General features: G+C 40.4%; 18 protein-coding genes. 11 read left to right on the forward strand and 7 right to left on the reverse strand.

Annotated elements, in window-relative coordinates; all coding sequences use genetic code 11:
• The first annotated feature begins 99 nt into the window (after positions 1-99).
• Together P6709_RS07310 and P6709_RS07315 are read left to right on the forward strand one after the other, a co-directional pair.
• The gene (locus P6709_RS07310) at positions 100-1,335 is read left to right on the forward strand and encodes an MFS transporter (protein ID WP_278240241.1); all 1,236 of its coding nucleotides are present in this window, start codon (positions 100-102) and stop codon (positions 1,333-1,335) included.
• 122 nt (positions 1,336-1,457) lie between these two features.
• Positions 1,458-2,372, forward strand: coding sequence for a hypothetical protein (locus P6709_RS07315; protein ID WP_278240242.1), 915 nt, complete (start codon positions 1,458-1,460; stop codon positions 2,370-2,372).
• Between the two features lie 42 nt (positions 2,373-2,414).
• On the opposite strand, the gene tagU is transcribed toward P6709_RS07315, so the two are convergent.
• Positions 2,415-3,338, reverse strand: coding sequence for a polyisoprenyl-teichoic acid--peptidoglycan teichoic acid transferase TagU (tagU, locus tag P6709_RS07320; RefSeq protein WP_278240243.1), 924 nt, complete (start codon positions 3,336-3,338; stop codon positions 2,415-2,417).
• Between the two features lie 295 nt (positions 3,339-3,633).
• On the opposite strand from tagU, the gene P6709_RS07325 reads away from it, so the two are divergent.
• A complete protein-coding gene (locus P6709_RS07325; RefSeq protein ID WP_278240244.1) occupies positions 3,634-3,738 on the forward strand; it encodes a putative holin-like toxin in 105 nt (34 codons plus the stop codon).
• A gap of 173 nt (positions 3,739-3,911) precedes the next feature.
• On the opposite strand, the gene P6709_RS07330 is transcribed toward P6709_RS07325, so the two are convergent.
• Positions 3,912-5,099 carry a phosphoglycerate dehydrogenase gene (locus P6709_RS07330; RefSeq protein WP_278240245.1) on the reverse strand — a complete coding sequence of 396 codons (1,188 nt, stop codon included), beginning with the start codon at positions 5,097-5,099 and terminating at the stop codon, positions 3,912-3,914.
• Entirely contained in the window at positions 5,096-6,208 is a 1,113-nt protein-coding gene (gene serC / locus P6709_RS07335) for a 3-phosphoserine/phosphohydroxythreonine transaminase (protein WP_278240246.1), read from the reverse strand. The genes P6709_RS07330 and serC overlap by 4 nt, the downstream gene beginning before the upstream one ends.
• Before the next feature lie 220 nt (positions 6,209-6,428).
• Here serC and P6709_RS07340 point away from each other — a divergent pair, with 220 nt between their 5' ends.
• The gene (locus P6709_RS07340) at positions 6,429-7,289 is read left to right on the forward strand and encodes a 3D domain-containing protein (protein WP_278240247.1); all 861 of its coding nucleotides are present in this window, start codon (positions 6,429-6,431) and stop codon (positions 7,287-7,289) included.
• A 316-nt stretch (positions 7,290-7,605) separates the two neighbouring features.
• Positions 7,606-8,064: an IDEAL domain-containing protein gene (locus P6709_RS07345; protein WP_336618989.1), complete on the forward strand. Its 459-nt coding sequence runs from the start codon at positions 7,606-7,608 to the stop codon at positions 8,062-8,064.
• Between the two features lie 536 nt (positions 8,065-8,600).
• Here the strand turns inward: P6709_RS07345 and P6709_RS07350 are convergent.
• The 4 genes from P6709_RS07350 to P6709_RS07365 form a co-directional block, all read right to left on the reverse strand.
• Positions 8,601-8,783, reverse strand: coding sequence for a hypothetical protein (locus tag P6709_RS07350; RefSeq protein ID WP_278240248.1), 183 nt, complete (start codon positions 8,781-8,783; stop codon positions 8,601-8,603).
• On the reverse strand, positions 8,767-10,035 hold the full coding sequence (locus P6709_RS07355; RefSeq protein WP_278240249.1) for a helix-turn-helix domain-containing protein: 1,269 nt from the start codon (positions 10,033-10,035) through the stop codon (positions 8,767-8,769). Before P6709_RS07355 ends, P6709_RS07350 begins: the two co-directional genes overlap by 17 nt.
• 238 nt (positions 10,036-10,273) lie before the next feature.
• Positions 10,274-11,302, reverse strand: a complete 1,029-nt coding sequence (locus P6709_RS07360) for a C40 family peptidase (RefSeq protein ID WP_278240250.1) — start codon at positions 11,300-11,302, stop codon at positions 10,274-10,276.
• Positions 11,303-11,329: 27 nt separating this feature from the next.
• Positions 11,330-12,148: a hypothetical protein gene (locus P6709_RS07365; RefSeq protein ID WP_278240251.1), complete on the reverse strand. Its 819-nt coding sequence runs from the start codon at positions 12,146-12,148 to the stop codon at positions 11,330-11,332.
• 196 nt (positions 12,149-12,344) lie between these two features.
• Here P6709_RS07365 and P6709_RS07370 point away from each other — a divergent pair, with 196 nt between their 5' ends.
• The 6 genes from P6709_RS07370 (at position 12,345) to P6709_RS07395 (ending at position 21,931) form a co-directional block, all read left to right on the forward strand.
• Positions 12,345-13,091 carry a YveK family protein gene (locus P6709_RS07370; RefSeq protein WP_278240252.1) on the forward strand — a complete coding sequence of 249 codons (747 nt, stop codon included), beginning with the start codon at positions 12,345-12,347 and terminating at the stop codon, positions 13,089-13,091.
• Positions 13,081-13,782 (forward strand): CpsD/CapB family tyrosine-protein kinase, encoded by a 702-nt coding sequence (locus P6709_RS07375; RefSeq protein ID WP_278240253.1) that lies wholly within the window; start codon positions 13,081-13,083, stop codon positions 13,780-13,782. The genes P6709_RS07370 and P6709_RS07375 overlap by 11 nt, the downstream gene beginning before the upstream one ends.
• Before the next feature lie 15 nt (positions 13,783-13,797).
• Complete coding sequence (locus P6709_RS07380; protein WP_278240254.1) at positions 13,798-14,568, forward strand: tyrosine-protein phosphatase; 771 nt, start codon at positions 13,798-13,800, stop codon at positions 14,566-14,568.
• Positions 14,569-14,800: 232 nt separating this feature from the next.
• The gene (locus P6709_RS07385; protein ID WP_278240255.1) at positions 14,801-15,442 is read left to right on the forward strand and encodes a hypothetical protein; all 642 of its coding nucleotides are present in this window, start codon (positions 14,801-14,803) and stop codon (positions 15,440-15,442) included.
• Between the two features lie 172 nt (positions 15,443-15,614).
• Positions 15,615-16,958, forward strand: coding sequence for a cell wall-binding repeat-containing protein (locus tag P6709_RS07390; protein WP_278240256.1), 1,344 nt, complete (start codon positions 15,615-15,617; stop codon positions 16,956-16,958).
• Between the two features lie 323 nt (positions 16,959-17,281).
• Positions 17,282-21,931: a cell wall-binding repeat-containing protein gene (locus tag P6709_RS07395; protein WP_278240257.1), complete on the forward strand. Its 4,650-nt coding sequence runs from the start codon at positions 17,282-17,284 to the stop codon at positions 21,929-21,931.
• The last annotated feature ends 3 nt before the right edge of the window (positions 21,932-21,934 follow it).

The raw sequence follows: 21,934 nt of genomic DNA on the forward strand, positions 1-21,934 counted from the left end.
ACACATAAAAAATGAATGGAAAGGGTAGGAGAGAAAAATAAGGCACGGACTGATCAATAGACTTAACGTCAGGATGTAAGTTGAAAGGCAGGAGACGACATGAAAAATCAACCCCATACAGTGGATGGAGCGGTTTACCAGGCAAAGCGGGCATGGCAGATGTTTGGTTTGCTGCTGCTTGCTCAAGTGCTTGTCGCGCTGGTTGGCAGGGGGATCGCGCCTCTTTCTCCCTTAATTGCTTCAGATTTACGTTTATCTAATGCTCAGGTTGGTGGACTTCCTTCTGCCTTGTTTGCAGGACAAATGCTCGTAAGTATTCCATCCGGATTAGTTGTTGACCGAATCGGAACAAAAAAACTGCTATTTATTGTGTGTCTCCTTTTAGGTATATTTTATGCTGCAACTACTCTTGTACCTTCTTACGCTCTACTTTTGCTGTGTATCTTACTCGGCGGGATGGCGTATGGAACCATGCACCCGGTTACAAACAAAGGAATCCTCTACTGGTTTCCTCAAAGACGCAGGGGAATGGCGATGGGTATCAAGCAAATGGGGATTACACTTGGGTCTGCGCTGGCTGCAGCTGCTCTTCTTCCTTTTGCTCTATATACAGATTGGAAAATGGCCGTGATCGCTTCTTGTATAATCCTGTTTGCCGCCGGTCTTATCTCATCTGCTTTTTATCATGAGAACGTTGTCATAGATGGATCGAAAAATCAGCAGGAAGAATCGCTTATAAATAAAATCAAGCATATGGCAATGAATCGTGATCTGCTATTAATTAGTTTGGCTGCATTTATACTAAATGGTTCTCAGATGAGTCTGACAATCTATGTTTTATTTTATATAGGCAATGAGCTTTTGTTTGGCCTGGGCATTGCAGGGGCGATGTATGTTCTCTCAGAAATAGGCGGTTCAGCAGGCAGGATTGTATGGGGAACGGTAAGTGATTCTCTTTTTAAAGGAAGAAGATTCCCGGTCACGCTTATTCTGATGGTTGTGGCTTCCATTGGAGCTGTCTCGATGGTATTGCTCACTCCAAACACCCCTGTTTGGATACTATGTATACTTCTATTTACCCTTGGCTTTGCGGTTTCGGGTTTCAATGGTCTCTGGATGAATATCGCAACGGAATTGACAGAGCCGCAGAGGGCGGGGCTTGCAAGCGGCTTTAGTTTAACAATCGGATCCATGGGCGTGATGGTGCTGCCGCCTTTGCTTGGATGGATTTCAGACATTACCGGCAGCTTCAAGCTCTCGTGGCTGGTCATGGGTGGAATGATTCTTCTAGCACTTGTTTTTATTCTTTTCCTCAGAAAAAGGAGAGATTTTTAACAAAAAGAAAATCCTAAGACCTATACGGAGATAATAGACTTATGATAAAATTAATCTTTAATGAAAGTCCTTCATCCTCTTCCATTTAAAGGATGAAAATTACTCTTTTAGGAGGCGACTTTTTGAAAAATCAAGAGTTTCTTCTTACCCTTCAGTATTTAGACGGCGAGCAGTCTATCAAAGGATCTCCACAAGTCATCGAACATCACCTCAGAACTATATTAGATCATTTAGCAGATGATAGAGACTCGTCCTCTGCAGAAAAAGAAATTAAAATTCAAATCAACACTCATTCACCCATCCGTTCAAGTGATGGCACGGCGGAGCAAAAAGCAGAAGCATCAGACCAAGGGGTGGAAAAGACTCAACTCGTATCGCTGCTTGAGGAGATTGAACCTTCTACAGAATGGCTTCATGTCCTGTCTTTCTCCTATTACCTTTCTTTATTTCAGAAAAATGAGGTTATTACTGCCCGGACGCTGAGTAATCTATATCCAAAGGCGGGAATTCTTTTACCTAATAATGTTCACTTCTCAATATTTCAATGCGTGGATAAAGGGTTTCTTGAATTGGTCGGCACTTCAAGCAGTCAACAGGTATACAAGATGACTCCTTTAGGCATGAAGCATATTGAAGACCGCATTCAATATAGCCGGAAAGAAAGAAACGGTAAAATTATGCTTGATCAGTTTGAATCCGATGAACAGAAAAAACAGGTAGATCTTTTCGTGAAAACCATTGAGCCGGCAGAGTACGCAAAGCTTAAAAAGTTAAGAAATTTTGAAGAACAACTCCTCTTGATTTTGTATTATCTGCATGAAAAGGGGATCACAAATTTGGTTCGGACCATTATGGTATATCAAATTCTTCTGCAGCTTAAGCAATATAAAGGCAGTCCACGAACTGTTCAGACTGCGCTGAGCAGAGCCCGTCCGATGGTAATGAAAGTGAAAGTGGAAAACAAGATTCACTACAAACTCACTGAAAAAGGAAATGTGTACCTTTCGAAGAATAATTTAATTTCATCAACTACATAAAAAATCCACTGCATGAACCGCATGCAGTGGATTTTTCGACTTTTAAATATCTAAATGGTCTTTTAAAGAGGCTTGAATGGACTGAATTTCTTCGTCCGGTACAATGTAATAATAAATATTATCGATTCGTTCGCCATAGCCATTTTGAATAGAAGTTTGTTCAAAGCTTGATGCGGCAGCGCGATATTCACTTTGAATATCTACCATTTGATCAAACGTCAGATTGGTTTTGATATTATTGCCAAGCGCATCGAAAATATTTCCATAGTTCCAAAGTGAATTTATACTGGCGCCTTCACGGACAACGCCCTGAATGATCTGGCGTTGTCTTTCCTGACGTCCAAAATCTCCGTCAGGATCTTCATACCGCATGCGGGAGAAGGAGAGGGCTTCATTTCCACTTAGAGTAAGTTGCCCCTGGGGAAAATTATGGCCGCCATGCTCAAAAGCAAATGAGTTATTAACGGTTACACCGCCCACTGCATCCACTATATCTTCAAAACCTTCCATGTTAACCTGGACATAATAGTCTATCGGTATATCAAGAAAATTTTCAACTGTGTCCATGGCCATCGGAATTCCGCCAAAAGCATAGGCATGATTTATTTTATCATCGAAGCCTTTACCTACAATTTGAGTTCTGGTGTCCCGGGGGATACTCAATAGCTTTGTCGTTTCTTCCTTCGGGTTGACTGTCATAACGATCATGGTGTCAGATCTTCCCTGATCGTCTCCACGCTCGTCCACACCAAGCATAAGGACTGAAAAAGGATCCTGTTCATTAAATTTAACTTGTTCAACTCTTTTTTCAGACGTTTCGCGCTCTATCGGCTGATGCATTTTATCCGTAGCTGAATTTAAAGATTGATAGACTGTAAAAACGTAGGCTCCAGCCCCCAGCAGCAAAACTGCAAAAGTGATTAAAAGCCATTTCAGCCATTTCTTTTTCTTCCGTTCTCTTCTCACACATTGTCCCTCATTTCAGAATTATCTCTTTTTAAACATAGCACGATGGGGGTGAAAAAGGAATATCTTAACACAAAGATTCAATGAAACTTTGATGAAAATTTGTCGTTTATTGCTGATTTAGAGGCTCAAGCCTAGTCTTAAGTACTCATTATAAAGAGTGATCTAGATACATAGCAGTAAAATGGAACTTATTACAACATAAAATAGAACATATGTTCGAAAGGTGATATAATAACCGTGCACAGCAATAAATAGTTGGCAGGCTACTTCCCAATGGAGGGAGGTGGTGCGGGTGACAGTGTATGAGGCAGTGAGTGTGGTAGCGCAGTATAGTGTCTTAGCGATCAGTGTCCTCACTCTGGTCGTTTCCTTGATCATCAGCCAAAAAAAGAAATAACCGTCCCCCCTTGGCAAGGATAACGGTTATTTCCTAATAATCAGATTCCGAGTCAGCCAATCTATATGAAAAGCTGCTGCGGAGATGGGGGGCTTGCCCCTCATTTTCTACGTATATTTCTACTATAGCGTTTTTATGCAGTAAAATCCATTCCTAAGGGTGGGGAAATGTAATTATTCATGCCATCCATTTACAAGATGTCTTGCTCTTACTACACCTTGAATTTTCTGAAGGCGGTTTAAGATATCTTCCGCCTGCTCTTCTGTCAGTTTATTATCAATATCGATTAATGTATAAGCCCAGTCACCACGGCTTCTGTTAAGCATGTCTGCTATATTAAATTCTCTTTCAGCGAGAAGGGTGGAAAATTGACCGACCATATTGGGTATATTTTGATGCATAATGGTCAGTCTGCCCGGAGAAGTCAGCGGCAAACTGACATTAGGCAGATTAACAGAATTGCGAATATTTCCAGTTTCTAAAAACACTTTTAACTGCTGAGCAGCCATAATGGCGCAATTTTCTTCGGATTCTGTTGTAGAAGCACCTAAATGCGGAATGGCAACCACATTATCAAGGCTGAAGATATGGTCATTCGGAAAATCAGTAATATATTTTCCGACCGTGCCATCTTCCAGGGCATGAGTAAGCGCTTGTTCATCGACTAATTCCCCGCGTGCAAAATTAATAAATTGCATTCCTTTTTTCATGGAACGGAACGCTTTTTTATCGATAAAGCCAGTTGTTTTTTCGGACAATGGCACATGAATCGTAATATAGTCGCAGGAAGACAGCAGCTCTTCAAGCTGATGAACCCGTTGAACATTCCTTGAAATGGTCCAGGCCACGTCAACTGAAACAAACGGATCATAAGCCATTACATCCATGTCTAGTGCAAGCGCATCATTTGCCACAATGGATCCGATATTTCCAAGACCGATTACCCCGAGCTTTTTGCCTCTAATCTCATTTCCAATGAATGCTTTTTTATTTGCTTCCACCTGAGAGGCTACATTTGTAGTGCCTTCGAGAGTATGAGTCCATCGTATTGCAGAGAATAGATTTCTAGCACTGGCAATTAAGCAGGAAAGTACTAATTCTTTTACTGCGTTGGCGTTGGCTCCTGGTGTGTTGAAAACAACTATGCCGTTTTCAGAGCATTTGTCCAGCGGAATATTATTCGTTCCAGCACCTGCTCTGGCAATCGCCTGAACAGAGCGGGGAAGAGACTGCTCGTGAAGGGAGTGGCTTCTCAGCAAAATACCATCGGGCTCTTCTGCTGTATTAAGCTCATAAGGATCACGCAGTAATGAAAGGCCTGCTTCTGCAATCTGATTGTACGTCTGAATCTGATAGGTCACAATTTGTATCCTCCTTTATCGGGCGTTGCTACGGTCATTTTTTCAAATTCTTTTATGGCGGAGACAAGTCTTTCCACGCTTTCAAAAGGCATTGCATTATAGAGGCTTGCTCTCATTCCCCCGACTGACCGATGGCCTTTTAATTCCACAAGTCCCTTTGACTCTGCATAATGGAGAAACGCGGAGTCCGTATTGGGGTCATCCGATTTAAAAGGGATGTTCATCAAGGAACGGTCTTTTTTATGAACCGGCGAAGAAAATAGGGGAGACTGATCAATTGCTTCGTAAAGGAAAGAAGCTTTTTCTCGGTTTCGGGCTTCAAGCTCATCCACTCCCCCGAGCGACTCAATCCACTCAAGTACAAGGCCAACCATATAGATGCCGAATGTGGGTGGCGTATTATATAGAGAATTAGCTTTTACATGTGTTGCATAGTCCAGCATGGCAGGAGTTGACGCACTGGCTCTGCCCACTAGGTCTTCTCTAATAATGACAACCGTCACTCCGGAAGGGCCCAGGTTTTTCTGCGCCCCGGCATAGATGACACCATAGTCTTCCACGTTTATTTGTTCTGACAGAATACTGGAGGACAGATCAGTCACAATGGGAACAGATCCTGTGTCCGGGAGCTCAGAGATTCGAGTTCCTTCTATAGTATTGTTGCCAGTGATATGGAGGTAAGCTGTGTCAGACGAAAGAGTTGAATGTGCAAAAGAAGGGATCGATGTAAAACCATTTTCTTCAGAAGTTGCATAGATTTCTGCTTCTCCTGCTTTTTTTGCTTCCTCATATGCCTTTTTTGACCAGGAACCTGTGATTAAATAGGCAGCTTTGTGATCTTTTTGTAACAAATTTAATGGAATCATGGAGAATTGTAATGATGCACCCCCCTGTAAAAAAAGAATTTTGTAGGAATCCGGTATATTCATTAATTTTTTCAGACGGGATTGTGCGTTAATTAAAATTCGTTCGAATGCTTTTGATCGATGACTCATTTCCATTACCGACATGCCGCTTGAATTTGTGTTAACCAGCTCTGACTGTGCTCGCTGCAACACTTCAAGCGGAAGAGCAGAAGGCCCTGCGGAAAAATTTACAACGCGATCCAATGTCACTCAACTCCTCTAATTTTCTCCAATAGCTGCTAAACTATGAAACTTTCTTCACAAAGATAGGTCTTAGTATAGTTGTATGACGGACATGTGTCAATGAGTGAAGAACAGTAATGGACGTAATGTAATTGTTACCACACTCTAACTCTCTTGATATGTTCTTGCAATCTATAGATGATATGATAGGCACTGTTAGTGAAAAGGAGGGCTTCATTTCATGAAAAAACAAATTGTAGCACTAACTGCAGTAGCAGCACTGACTGCTGGAGCAGCAGGTCAGGCATCAGCATCATCTTCCCACACGGTAGAAAAAGGAGACACGCTGTGGGCAATTTCAAAAGCAAATAACGTCACGGTACAAGATCTAAAAGATTGGAACAGCCTATCATCCCATATTATATATCCTAGCCAAGAGATCAAGGTTAGCAGCAAAGACGTACATCAATCTGAGACGTACACAGTTGTGAGCGGCGACACTTTATCTGAAATCGCAAAAGCTCATGGTACTTCAGTAGACAAGCTTTACAGCTGGAATGGTTTATCCAGCGATCTTATTTTCCCTGGTGATCAATTAACAGTAGCTGGCGGTTCTGCGCAAGCAGCACCAGCACAAGAAGCAGCACCGGAAACAGTAGAAGCACCAGCTGAAGAAGCTGCTCCTGCTGAAGAAGCGGCGCCTGTTGAAGAAACAGCACCAGCTGAAGAAGCACCTGCAGAAGATTCAGGATACACTGAATCTGCAGAAGGCGTATCAGGAACTGGCGGAGAAGAACCTTCTTCTGAAGCCGTACAGGAATTAACTGTTACAGCAACTGCTTACACAGCTTATTGCAATGGATGTTCAGGTATAACAAGAACTGGAATTGATCTTCGTTCAAATCCAAATCAAAAAGTAATTGCAGTAGACCCTAATGTCATTCCTCTTGGATCAAAAGTCTGGGTTGAAGGCTATGGTGAAGCGATCGCTGGAGACACTGGCGGCGCAATTAAAGGCAACAAAATTGACTTGTTCATTCCTTCTCAGCAAGATGCGCTAAATTACGGCGTTCAAGAAGTACAAGTTAAAATCCTTGAATAGTATAGGGTAACTCCTATTTATGCCATCTCCATTCGGAGGTGGCTTTTCTTTATCTTTGCCATTCACTGTTGAAACTGATTTTTTGCAGTCCTTATGATAAATAAAAAATAATTTGCTGAAAAGGAAGAGACATTTTTACAGTCATTTGAATAAAATAGAAAAAATAAAGAAAGATTCCTTACCGAAAAGCATTTTAATTTATCTTCTAAAGATTGAAAGATAATTGGTAAGCATTAACCCTTTATCTTTTTCATAAAATAGTTGATAATATAATTAAATAACTGAATATTCCAACATAAAGACAGGGGGAGGGAATATGTTGCTGACGATCAAGATGATGAAGCCTTTCTATACGCTGCAAGAAGGACATGATCTTAAGCTGGTGTTTGCTTATCAATATTTCTCTGTTGTTAAAGGAAAAGAAGTGTATCAATTTATACCGGTAGAAGCCAATGAGATTCGAATAAATCTAAAAACAAAACAAATTGAGAATTTAACGGATACTTTTGTATTTCAACGGGGAACACGAATTTTTAGAATTCCACTGTTTCAGCTGCTTCAAATTTCTGATTTAGTAGATCATTTAAAATCCATTATTACATTTTATGTACAACAGATTAAGTCAGACCAGGAAGAGGAGGCCTTGAGTGAAGAGATTCTCTTTCTTGAACGCCAAAATCTTCGCCGTTTGATTGATAAAGCGCTTCTTACTGGAGACAAAGACTTATTTATGGAACTGACAGACCGTTTGAAAATAGAGGAGGCGGCTCACTAATGCTGCGGCTGCTTAAAAATTTATAACCGCCTGACTGCGTGAAGAGAGAGATTTCTTTACGGAGAAGGGTGGTTTTATTATGCCCGTAAGACTTATACTTGGGAAAATCGGACAAATTTCTATTTTTTTCGACAAAACTTTCGTAAATCCTCTCTGTGAAGAGGTAAAAGTCTTTATAAAAGGTTGATGAGCTTGGGACAAAAGTGTCTCAAGCTCTGCGACCGATTTATTTCGCTCCAGGCTGCGCCTTCCGGGGTCTCAGATTGCCGTCATGTCCTGCAGGAGTCGCTGCCTTCCGCTCCTCTCACCTACTGCTTCTAATAAATATAGCCTCATTTTTTAAACTTGTTTGAGTTTTGTCTCAGCCTATTTTAAGATCAATTAGTTTATGACTAGCGAGAGGATCCTCCCTTCTATGGAACAAAAAAGTGCCGCCTGCTTTAAGCGGGCGGCCAATGAGAGGGTATTGCTGGGTCATTTCATAATCTTATTGTAGAATAAAAAAACCCTTTCGTCTATTGGGAAAATTCTGATTATCAGCTGACTCTTTTATCCGGAGGGTAAATGACTTTTCCTGAATCAGGTGTCTCACCCTGCTCTACATTCACACGCATTTTTTCTACTGAATCTCCATTTACGGAAGGGACAGAAGCTATTCCGGCAAACAGGATGGCAGCTCCAAAAGATACAGTTAATAAAGTTTTAAAAGCCTTCTTCATTGTACGACCTCTCCTTTTGGATCAGTTCTCTCCACTGATCGTAATAGTAAATCACTTTTTCCGAATCTTCTTTTTCACTATAATAATCAATGATTCCCGGCAGTAATTCTTCTGCTTCCTGATAATAGGAATTCTTGATTAAATAGGGATACAACCATTTTATCGCATATTTGATCCCATCGACTTGGGAAAATTGCGTTTTTTTTAAGTAAACAGCGTAGTAAAAATAATATTTATTCTCTAAATTTAGACTAAAATCGTGAAAATCATCCAGATTTCTTTCCCACTCTTCAGTGATAAGGTCGATTTTTAGACCGCTTTCGAGCCAATTTAGCAGCACGACCATATACTGTTCTGAGCCTTTCCCCAGTAACTCCAGTGCTTCTTCCATTAATTTTCTCGCTTTAACATATTCTTTAGAGGTCAACAGGCATCTTGCATAGTTAGACAGAATATGTGGGTAAACGCTGTCACGAAAAAAGATGCGGGAATTTCTGACAAGCGGCTTATACAAAGCCGTGGCTTCAGTAAAAAGTCTTAATTCCATATAGCAAATTCCTAAAATCATCTGCGTATGAATTAATCGTTTCCAGTTGCTTTCCTTTTCAAAGACCTCTGAGGCTTTTTTTGCATAGATGACTGATGCTTCATGCTGATTAATATGGCTGTAAGATAAGGCGAGTTGATAATATGCTTCTCCGATCCAGAATTTGCTGACCGGAAGCGGGTTATCCAAAAATTCTTTAAAAAGTTTGATTGAAGCTTTGTAATCCCCTGAAAAAGATGAATTTAAAGCTTGGATAAACAAGTACAAATTTTGTTCGGTCGCAGTAAAAGTTGTTTTTATTCGCTGTAGAATCCCAAGCATTTCTTTTTCTTTCTCAGGCATGCGACCCCAGACGAAGTATCTGTACATATATATATGGTACAAATTCACATAATCACTTGTTTCTATATAATCCTTAATTTCGGAAATCTGTACGTATAGATAATCGATTTGTTCTTCATCGTAAGCAAATAAAGACTCAATAAACTCCTGTAAGAGGTCTTCAATTTCCCTCATTCTGTTTTTTTCATCTTCCAGTCGAAGGTCGAGACGCTCAAGGAGCATGTTCAGGGTTTCTTCATTTGCTGTATACATATTTGTTTCAATTTTACTTAAATGAGAAGTGGAACAGATTCCTTCTGCAAGGTCTGTCTGGGTCAGTCCTTTTTTCGTGCGGTAATACTTTATTATTGAACCCACATTCACCGTGATCGTCCTTTCGGTTTTAGAATAGTAGAGCATCTGTTCTTAGTATATCTCGAAAATCATTTTCAGTCGAAATTACCTGTAAATGCTGGAAGATACATTAGAAAGCAAATCTGGATCAAGGTGTTCGATAGAACTGCGTTGTTTTCCATATGGTATACATTAAGTAATGATGAAAAAAAGCTGCTTCAACAATCGAGGGGATCGGTTGTTGAAGCAGCTTTTTAATTCGTATAGATTAATAGAACCGCTTGAAGCTTTCAAACTTCGAATTCCAGTAGCTGTTGCTTAAACTGGTGATTTGCACCCCGCCGTCATTCGCATGGATAAATTGATTGTTCCCGATATAAACACCAACATGAGAAATGCCGCTTTTATATGTATTTTCAAAAAATACTAGATCCCCGATAGAAGGAGAGGACACTTCATACGAACGGGCATGCTGACCTTCTGCGTTCGTACGGGAAATATCGAATCCGGCTTGTTTATAGACATAATAGATAAAACCGCTGCAGTCAAATCCTGAAGGTGTTGTGCCGCCCCATGCGTAAGGCACTCCCATTTGTGCCATGGCAATATCAACTACTGAACCTCCTGTGCTTGGTGGTGCAGATGGTTTGGACGGAGTAGATGGTGCTGATCCGGAACTGCCTTTAATCGATAGTTTCTGACCAACTCGAATCAAATCAGAAGATAGGTTGTTCCAGGATTTTAGGTTCGCAACTGTTACTTTAAAGTCTAATGCAATTCTGCCCAGTGTATCACCGGATTTCACAGTATACGATGAACCTGATGTGTTTGAACCCGGCTGGCTGACAGATGGTGCAGGAGCAGGTGAAGATCCCTGGGACGAGCCGCTTACTTTTAATTTCTGTCCCGGGTAAATTAAATGTCCTGATATGTTATTCAGGCTTTTTAATTTTGAGAGAGACATGCTGTGTCTTTGTGCGATTGCGCCTAAAGTATCACCTGACTTTACTGTATACGATCCGGAAGAAGAATTGGATACAGTAGAAGAAGGACGGCTTGAGGCCGGTGTTGATGAATTGCCTGATACCTTAAGGACTTGATTGGGATGGATCATGTCGGATGATAAGTTATTCAAGCTTTTTAAATTATTCACCGTGGTGCTGTATCGATTAGCGATTTTCCATAATGAATCACCTGAGCTGACTTTGTGTGTTGAACTTGCTTCAGCTTCTGAATCAAAGCCCCAAAAGCTTGTGATGGCTGCAGTTGCAGCAACGGCGAATAATGTTTTTTTCATTTCTCTCTCCACGCTCCTATAGATATATTAATTTGCAGAAAAATAGTTGACCAGGTATGTGCCCCAGGTCTTGCTGCCAAGTTCGTTAGGGTCATTATCTTCTGTTAAATAGTTTTCCAGCTCTTCATCATCTATTGAAGGCCAATCTTCCCAGTGATTTAAAAAAGGAATATTTTGTTCTTCCACGACTTCTCTCACTGTCTCCAATTCACCCGGATAATAGGTAGAATTGTAAAGTGGCTGTGAAGGAAGTGTAAATAAATGTGTATCAGGATAATCCGACTGCATTTCTTCGATAAAACGAGTTGTGTAATACACTTGATCATCGCTAGAGAGCATGCCATTATCATTGATAACCGGCAGTTCATAAAGGACAATATCTTTTCCTTCAAAGGAAACCGCTTCGGATTGAAGGGAGGTCAGCCAGTCCTGAGAAGTGCCTTCGTTTTCATGGGTAATCAGGGAAAAAGTAAAATCAATTTCTTCATATGAAGAAAGAAAGCCTTCTTCCGCTAATGTTGTCCAGTTTTCTTCTTGTGTGACAGCAGATTCAGTAGCTACAAACGTAATATCGACCGTTTCTCCGGATTCTTGACTGGAAAGCCAAAATTGCTGCACATCTTCTGGCTGGCTGGTAATTAAATCTTCCAAATCACCAGTGCCTTCCTCTGTTTGAGATTCGGAGGAGCCATTTGAATCTTCTGAATTGGCATTACTAGTAGATTCTACCACAGCCGGTTCAGATCGGTGAACTTCTTTTTGAGAATTCACCCATGCAGCCTGTCCAAAATAAACAACTGCCCCGGTTATAACAAGGGCTGCAATAATAAAAATTTTTTTTAGCATATAGGTTAAAACTCCCTTTGCATTGTGATATAAAAGATACATAAAAAAGTACGTTATAATTATATAAGAAAGTTTGTCCAATTGATAGAATGATTGTAAATCTTTAACGAAAATTGAAAAATATAAAGCTAGTCTCTTAATCCCTATGCTATAATAAAGTGGTTATTTTTATCTATGTCAGGAGGAAACATTTGTTATGGAAGAAACTATTAGCTTGAAGGAGTTATTTGGAACGCTCAGGAAACGTATGGCGATGATTATCGTAATCGCGCTGCTTGCGGTTTCAGTCAGTGCGGCGGTCTCATATTTTTTAATTACTCCTGTTTATCAGTCATCGACGCAACTACTTGTCAATCAGGAGCAAAGTGAACAGCCGAACTTGAATGTTTCAGATATTCAAGCAAACCTTCAATTAATAAATACATATAATGTAATTATTAAAAGCCCAGTCATTCTCGATAAAGTGTCAGAACAGCTCGATGGAACATTTACCACGGGGCAGTTAAATGAAAAAATCACTGTTCAAACAGAACAGGATTCTCAAGTCGTTAACCTTACCGTTCAAGATCCAGATCCTTATGTGGCAGCAGATATAGCGAATCGTACAGCGGAAGCGTTTCAGGATGAAATTGTTAACTTAATGAGTGTAGATAACGTTAGTATTCTGACACCAGCAGTTGTTTCAGAGGATCAGTCGCCAGTAAGTCCGCAGCCATTTTTGAATATGGCCATTGCGCTTGTTGTTGGATTGATGGTAGGGGTCGGAATCGCTTTCCTATTAGAGTATCTTGACAATACTATTAAAACCGAACAGGATATTGAAAAAACATTGGACTTGCCTGTATTGGGCGTAATAGGAAATATTACGAATATGGTGGATGAAGAGCCTCAGGGCAAAAACACCCGAACAAGCCAGGTTAGGAGTGAACGATATGGCAGCTAAAGCCAAAAAAAGCAGCATGGACAACAAAAAAAGAAATTTAATTGCGGAATATAATCCTAAATCTGTCGCATCAGAGCAATACCGGACTATACGAACAAATATTCAATTCTCAGCCATTGATGAAGACATTAGGACAATTACAGTCAGCTCATCAAGTCCCGGTGAAGGGAAGTCTACAACTGCTGCCAACCTTGCCATCGTATTTGCTCAGCAGGGAAAGAGAGTTCTATTGGTGGATGCTGATATGAGAAAGCCAACCGTTCATTTTACATTTAATATTATGAATACGATCGGATTAACCACCGTTTTGACGAGACAATCGGAGCTTGATAAGACAGCGAAGCAGACGGATATCGAGAATCTCGACATTTTGCCATCCGGACCTATTCCGCCCAATCCGTCTGAACTTCTGTCGTCCCGCGTTATGAATCGCTTTTTCGATGCAGCTAAACACATGTATGACCTGATCATTTTTGATACGCCTCCTGTTCTTGCCGTAACGGATGCGCAGGTGTTGTCTCATCAATGTGACGGAACGATCCTGGTCGTACGTGCAGGCATAGCGGATAAAGACAAAGTAACAAAAGCAAAAGAAGCAATGACTGCAGCGAAAGCGAAGATTTTAGGAGTTGTTCTTAACGATAAAAAAATGAAGAGCAACGACGAATATTACTATTATGGAAACAGCTGATAGGGGGGCTATTGCATGATTGATATTCACTGCCATATTTTACATGGTGTGGATGATGGGCCTCAGAATGAAACCGATACGCTGGCAATGCTGCATAAGGCAGTTGAAGACGGCATCACGGATATTATTGCAACTCCTCATCACCGAAACCGTCATTATATAAATGAAAAACAGGATGTTCTGGCGCGTGTTGATGAAGTAAATGCTCTTGCCAAAGAAAACCGTCTTCCCGTGGCCATTCATCCCGGTCAAGAGATCCGGATATATGGTGAGATTGCTGAAGATTATTCAAGAGGCGAAATTTTAACCTTAGCAGATAACACAAACTACGTACTCGTGGAGCTTCCTTCCAGCCAGGTGCCAGCTTACACAGAGCGTGTTTTATATGAAATGCAGGTAGCAGGACTTGTTCCGATCATTGCACATCCGGAACGAAATTCTGCTGTCATGGAAGACCCGGGCAAGCTTTATACGCTGATTAATCAGGGTGCTCTTTCACAGGTGACTGCAGCAAGCGTGGCAGGGGATTTTGGCAAGAAAATTCAAAAGTTCTCAATGGAGCTGCTTGAACATGAGCTGGCTCATTTTATTGCATCTGATGCTCATGATACAAAAAATAGAGGTTTTGCGGTGAAGCGGGCTTTGGAAGTAATTGAAGCCTCCCATGGCCACGACCTCGGAGTGTCGGATAACGCGGACAGACTTCTAAAAGGACAGTCCTTGCATTTGAATCCCCCGTTGGAGATCAAATCAAAGGGATTCTGGTCAAAGCTTTTAAGCAGATAGCCTATCATTTATTAAGTAAACCCGATTTGGCCGCAATAGGTGAGAAATCGGGTTTTTCCTATTACCCAATAAGGTTTTTATGGGAATTCTATTTTCGCGGAAATCCAGTAGTAAAAAACGTTAAAAATATACATTAGTCATCTTCTCTGAAATTAGAATAGTTCGTTTTATCTTTTTTAAGGAATATAAAAATGCTATGATCAACTTATTGATAGAAAATGGGGGGAACACAATGGGGTTATTTTCTTTCGGTAAAAATAAGAACAAAGCGGAAACAATGGAAAAAGATCAATTTGTGGACGAAAAAAAAGAACTGAAAGTAATAGTAGATCAAATGGTTGAAGGGTTAACAAAACCCTATTCAGCCCAATCCATTCAACGAAGCATTAAAGAACAGATTGATAAAAAAAGATATGCAAATCCTTCCAAGGATCAGTACAAGTATTCTCTTTTAAAAAATTTAATTTATTTTCTTGAAGTAGAAAAAGAAATTAAACGAACCATGTCCAGCCTTTTAAGAGGAGAGAAGTTTGATTCAATCCCAGCGCTTGATCAGCATATTCTCGCCTTTCAATCTCGCATCAGGAATTCGATAGAGGATCTGCTTACAGAAAATCATGATAAATACTATCATAAATACCTTGCTGCAGAAGAAGGAATCAACGGGCTGGAAAGAGAGTTTATCGATCACTCTGTTCTCCATTCCTGGTACATTGACGCCTGCTTTTATCTGCAGAGCAAACCAATTCTGGAGATTCCGGAAAACTTGCCAAAGCGGTGGATCGTAAGTGAAATCGAACGAACGTTCATGTGGAAACTCTCTCAATATTTATATTTACACAATTATGAAGCAGCAAACAATCAGCAAAACTGATAAGTATATAGAAAATGCTGGACAACGAGTCATTTCGTTGTCTTTTTTTATGTTTCTGGAATTTAAACCTATTTAATCTAATTGTAATCGAACTGTAAAGTAATAGATTAATAGATAATGCTACAATAAAACACGTTACATACACTTTATACTTGAAAGGAAGATCATCAGATTGAATAAAACCAGATTTATTGTAAGTTTTGTTGTTGTCCTCATGTTCCTCTCAGTCATAAAGATTGATCAAGCAGAAGCTTCCTCCTATGATATCAACAGATTTTCAGGCTCAGACAGATATGAAACAGCTGTGAAGATATCCAAAGAAGATTACCCTAATGGCACTGACCACATTGTACTTGCAGTAGGCAATAATTTTCCCGATGCATTAGCAGGGGCGCCGCTTGCATATAAATTGGATGCACCAATTTTATTAACAGCTCAAAATGGCATTCGTTCAAGTACATTAGCAGAGATTAAAAGATTAAAACCTTCAACTGCTGTCATTCTGGGCGGACCGTCTATTATTTCATCATCTGTTGAAAATCAATTAAAATCGCTTGGAATAAAAGTAGATCGAATTCAAGGGAAAAACCGATATGAAACTTCTGTAAATATTGCTAAAAGAATTGGAGCTTCAAGAGCTATAGTAGTAAATGGAACTTCGTTTGCAGATAGTTTATCGATAGCATCGTTTGCTGCTAAAAATCAGTATCCCATTCTTTTAACAGCAAAGAATGATATTGATCCATCTGTTAAAAATTATGTTAAAGGCATGTCTTCTACTATAATAGTAGGTGGAACTGGGGCAGTGTCCTCAAGCGTAGCGAATCATCTTCCCAGGCCAAAACGTTTTGCAGGGAAGGATCGATATGAGACTTCAGCTATAGTGGCTAAAAGCCTATTTCCGTCCACTATGAAAACCGTAACTGCTGCAACTGGAAAAGGGTTTGCAGATGCATTAACTGGATCAACTTTTGCTGCAAAGAAAAATCAGCCTGTTTTACTTGTAAAACCAACCTCTCTGCCATCAACAATCAGAGACGTGCTAAAAAGTAAAAAAGTAAGTACTGTTAATGTAATCGGCGGGGAATCAGTGGTGAACTCATCTGCTTTTGATGCACCAAAACCGCCAGCACCAAAACCGGCTCCATCTGTGAAAATATCAGATGAAATAGTATCAACAGCTAAGCAGTATCTTGGTGTGCCATATTTATGGGGAGGAACAACTCCTTCAGGATTTGACTGCAGCGGCTATCTTGGTTATGTATTAAATAAACATGATGTATATATCCCTCGTACAACAGCAGCGATCTGGGATTACGGCACTAAAGTAAGCTCTCCAAAAGTAGGTGATATCGTCATGTTTGAGACCTATAAGCCAGGTGCTTCTCACGGTGGCATTTATATAGGAAACAATCAGTTTATCCATTCAGGCAATGATGGTGTTGAAATCACCTCTTTAAACAATTCCTACTGGAAAGCCGCTTATATCGGCGCAGTAGACGTAATTAACAAATAAATAGCTACATTTAAAACGCTTGTATTCTTATCTGCTCTCTTGTCGCAATGACAAGGAGTAGGGGGGATACAAGTGTTTTTTTGTTTAAATGGGTCTTTATACATATTTTTTGAATTTGAAAAGTGAAATTTCAAATAATTCTTCAAAAATACAATTCTTTTAATTCGCATTACTCATATTACAAATCTATTATAAATATATCAAATTATATTGACTATTCTGAATAAATTATATAATATTATGTTTGTTCGGATATAAATGGAAAAGTGAGGTGAAATTGGTTACAGCTTTGCAACGGTATCTAATTTTAAGGGGGAAACAAGTTGACAAAGAAGTGGAAAAGTAATGTAACAGCTGCATTGGCACTTTCATTAGTTCTTGGTAATTCTTCAGTAGCATTAGGACAGGATAATCAGAATGAACTACCGAAGAAAGACGCAAACGGAGAAGTACCGGTAAACGTATTAGCAAATGCTCATGCTAAAATGGCAAAACTTAATCAGAAGGCAGAAGTAACTGAAGACAAAGCAGCGCTGAAAGAAACCGATGAAGTTAGGGTCATAGTAGAAGTAACGGGCGAGACAGCCATTGAACATGCTACGAAAAAAGGCGTTTTATATAAAGAACTTTCAGAATCAGAGAAAGAAAGTTTTGAGCAGGAAGCTGCATCATCTCAGCAATCTGTTAAACAATCAATCGCGTCCAAGGGCGTAGACATAGAATACAAGAATTCATTTTCTGCTTCAGTAAATGGATTCAGCGGTTTAATTAAATATAAAGATCTTGGTGCGATTGAGTCGCTTCCAGGCGTTAAGAAAGTCTACATTGCCAACGAATACGAGCGTCCTGAGTTTGAAAAAGACATGGTGACAAGCCATGAATTTATTCAATCCTATCAAACCTGGGCCGATGCAAAATATAAAGGTGAGGGAATGGTCGTTTCTGTTATCGACAGCGGAACAGATGTCGACCACCGTGATTTTGTATTAAGTGATGGTGTAGAAGGCGAACTGACAGAGGAAGAGGTATCTTCTTTAAAAGCTGAAAATGCTGTAACAGGAAAATTCTACAACGAAAAAGTTCCTTACGCATATAATTATTACGATCTAAATGATACAGTAGAAGATCTTGGACCTGATGCGTCCATGCATGGTATGCACGTTGCTGGTACTGTTGCAGCAAATGGCGATACTGAAAATGGCGGGATTAAAGGAGTGGCGCCGGAAGCACAGATCCTTGGTATGAAGGTATTCTCCAATGATCCTAACTTCGCGTCTACATATTCTGATATTTACTTAAAAGCAATCGATGATTCTATTAAACTCGGCGCCGATGTTCTGAATATGAGTCTTGGATCTACTGCTTCATTCTATGAAGAAGAGTCTCCTGAAGATTTGGCCATCACACGTGCAGTTGAAAATGGAATAGTTTCAACGGTTTCAGCCGGTAACTCTGGTCATATTGCTAGAGGATTTAGCAATCCTCTTTATGAAAATCCTGACATCGGTCTAGTGGGAGCCCCAGGTTTAAACGCAGATACACTTCAAGTAGCAGCTTCCGGAAATCAAATGGAGCTATATACCCATTCAGTCAATGGAGAAGGGGTGCCGGAATTTAACGGTTACGGCATTGATGACTGGAGTGAGCTTGGAGAAGTAGAAGTTGTGAGTTTGAAGGCTTTATCCGGAAACCCTATAGCACTTGGTGCACCAGCAGATTACAGTGGAATTGATGTTAAAGACAAAGTAGTTTTAGTAGAGCGCGGCGGGTTGACTTTTGTAGATAAAACGATCAACGCTGCAAACGCTGGAGCTGCTGGAATCATCGTTTATAATTCTACGTCCAATGTTTTTTACAAAGATCAGGGAGGTTGGGATATTCCCTTCATGAAAGTGGAAAGAGCGGCAGGGCTTGATCTTGAAGCAGTGCTCCAGGACGGCTCATCTCTTATGGTGGATGTCACTCAAACAGCTAAAGAAGATGGACCTGAGGTAGGACGTTCAACTGACTTTACTTCATGGGGTGTAACACCTGATCTTGAATTTAAGCCTGAAATAACAGCTCCTGGCGGCGGCATTTTGTCTACCGTTAATGATGATGAGTATACCGTCATGAGCGGAACATCCATGGCAGCTCCTCATGTTGCAGGAGGAAGTGCATTAGTACAGCAGTATCTATTGTCGGATGATCGTTTTAACGACTATAACTCAGATGAACGCACCCGACTGGCTAAAGCGTTGTTAATGAATACTTCTGATATTATTCATGATCTTGAGGGTCAGCCATTCTCCCCTAGAAGACAGGGTGCAGGTATGATGCAGACCTATGCTGCAGTTTCCACACCTGTATTCGTTACGGATAAGGATACCAAGGAAGCGAAAGTGAATTTAAAAGATTTCACTTCTAAGACAGTATCGATGACGCTGACTGCAACCAACCTTACCGGTGAAGCTGCAGAATATAAGGTGGATACATCTGTCCTTGCAGATACATTTGTGAAGGAAGATGATAAAACTTATAATGCTTTGTCTGCCGGTGATCTTGAAGGAGCAGTCGTCAGCGGGCCGGAAACAGTGACAGTTCCTGCAAACGGCTCAGTAGATGTAACGGTTTCTATTGATCTGACAAATGCAAAAGTTAAAGGAACAGATGCAGATGGAAACGAAGAACTTATTGACCTTCCAGCAGACCAGTTTGTAGAAGGATTTGTGAAATTAGTTTCTACGGATCTTGAAAACCCTGATCTTGCGGTACCATACCTTGGATTCTATGGAAAATGGGAGAATCCTGAGATTGTAGATAATATGACCTTTGAGGGAAAAGATCGCTTTTATGAAGATTATTTGAGAGATCCGAATCCTCTATTGGATATTCCAACAAGCATTCTACAATCGGGCTACTTTGGATATGGTGTAGAAGTAGATGGAGAATTAGTTTTCCCATTGTCTACTGCAAATAAAGATGGTTTCTATGACGATATTAATGTCATCCCTACGTTCTTGCGAAATGCAAAAGAAGTACAGTTTAATGTATTAAAAGGAGACAACACTAAACTAAAAACGATCTCCCTTGAAAACAATATTCGGAAAAATTATTTTGCAGCGAGCCAGTATTCATACAGTCCTGCAAGAGCCTGGAACAGTACAGTAAAAGACAAAACAGTCGATGATGGAATGTATTTCTATGAAATCAAGTCGAGAGTTGATTACGACGGTGCAAAATGGCAATCGAAAAAAGTGCCAGTATATGTTGATAACACAGCACCTGAAGTGAAAGATGTATCGTTTGACAAAGACTCTAACACTTTAAACTTTACTGGAGTTGAAGAGGGAGTAGGAATTCTGGGGTATGATCTCTACATTAATGGACAATACGTCACTGAATCAGAGTTCATTGACGGGGATACAACTTCAGTAAACCTCGGTGATTATGGGTTTAGTGCGGATGAGGTTCAATCAGTGGAAATTGTACCGGTCGATAACGCCCTGAATATAGGGTATGAAGCAAGCTTCATTGATGATGGAAATGCACCAATCATCTATCTTAGCGATATTGCTCCAATTCCACTTAACTATTACAACACGCGCACCATTCCAGTAGCAGGTACGATTGTAGAAGAAAATGCTCTTGAATCGGTAAAAGTAAATGGCAAGGAAGTACCTTTCACTCCTTCTACTGACGGTTTTGTTTTCGCTACAGAGGTAACAGTAGAATCTGACGGCAAGCACGATATTACAATAGAAGCAACGGATGTGAATGGAAATTCCACAAGCATCGCACGCGGCTTCTGGGTTGATACGGTAGCGCCTCAGGTTGTTGTCAATACAGATAAACTGGTTAACAACGAAACAGATCAGGTTGATGTAGATGTGCTGCTAAGCGATAATTTCAATGATGTTGAATTATCACTCGGAGATGATGTACTATTCAGCAGTATGAATACAACGAGCGACTATATGAAGCCGTTTGAAGGAACGGTTCCTGTTACACTTGACCTTGAAGAAGGCTCTAACACATTTGAATTTATCGCTAATGACGCAGCAGGCAATGAAACGGTTTACGAGCTGTCCATTACGCGAAATGATTCTGAGTTGTTTGTAGAGCGTATCTCAGGGAAAAATCGTTACGAAACAGCGGTAGAGCTTAGCCAGACTGAATGGGATTCAGCTGACACGGTAATTCTTGCGCGTGGAGACAATTATGCGGATGCGTTAGCAGGTGTTCCATTAACGTCAATGTATGATGGTCCATTGCTATTATCAAGAACTGCTGCACTTCCGTCTTCCACTTTAGATGAAATTAAACGTTTAGGTGCGAAGAAGGTAGTCGTCCTTGGAGGAGAAGGTGCCGTTTCAGCAGAAGTAGTTACTACACTAAAAAATCAGGGGATTACAGTAGAACGTCTATCTGGTAAAGACCGTTACGAAACTGCTGCAAAAGTTGCCGAGAAATTCGGTAAATCAAGTAAAGCAGTAGTCGTTAACGGACAGAATTTCCCGGATGCTTTATCAGTAGCAAGCTATGCTGCTTCACAGAACACACCAATCCTGCTTACGAAGAGTTCATCTCTTCCTAAAGCGACTAAGGATGCTTTAGCTAAGCTTGAAACGAATAGAACCTTTGTGGTCGGTGGATTTGGCGTTGTGTCCGATGAAGTAATGGGCCAAGTTCCAGATGCACACCGTATTTCAGGCAAAGACCGCTATGCAACTTCACTTGAAGTCGCTAAATTCTTTGGACAAGATTCGGATACTGTGTATGTTGCAACAGGCAGAGATTTTGCCGATGCACTTTCCGGTTCTGCAGTCGCAGCCAAGAGCGGGTCTGGTTTGTACCTTGTAGGAAGCTCAGTATCAGATGATCTTGGAGAACATCTGAAAAAAGAAAAAATCAACTATGCTAAGGTTATTGGGGGCAAAACGATTGTTTCCGATGACATCGTTCAGCAGCTAAACAAATTCTTAGAAGAATAGAAA

It is taken from the genome of Jeotgalibacillus sp. ET6 (assembly GCF_029667115.1).
Taxonomy (GTDB): Bacteria; Bacillota; Bacilli; order Bacillales; family Jeotgalibacillaceae; genus Jeotgalibacillus.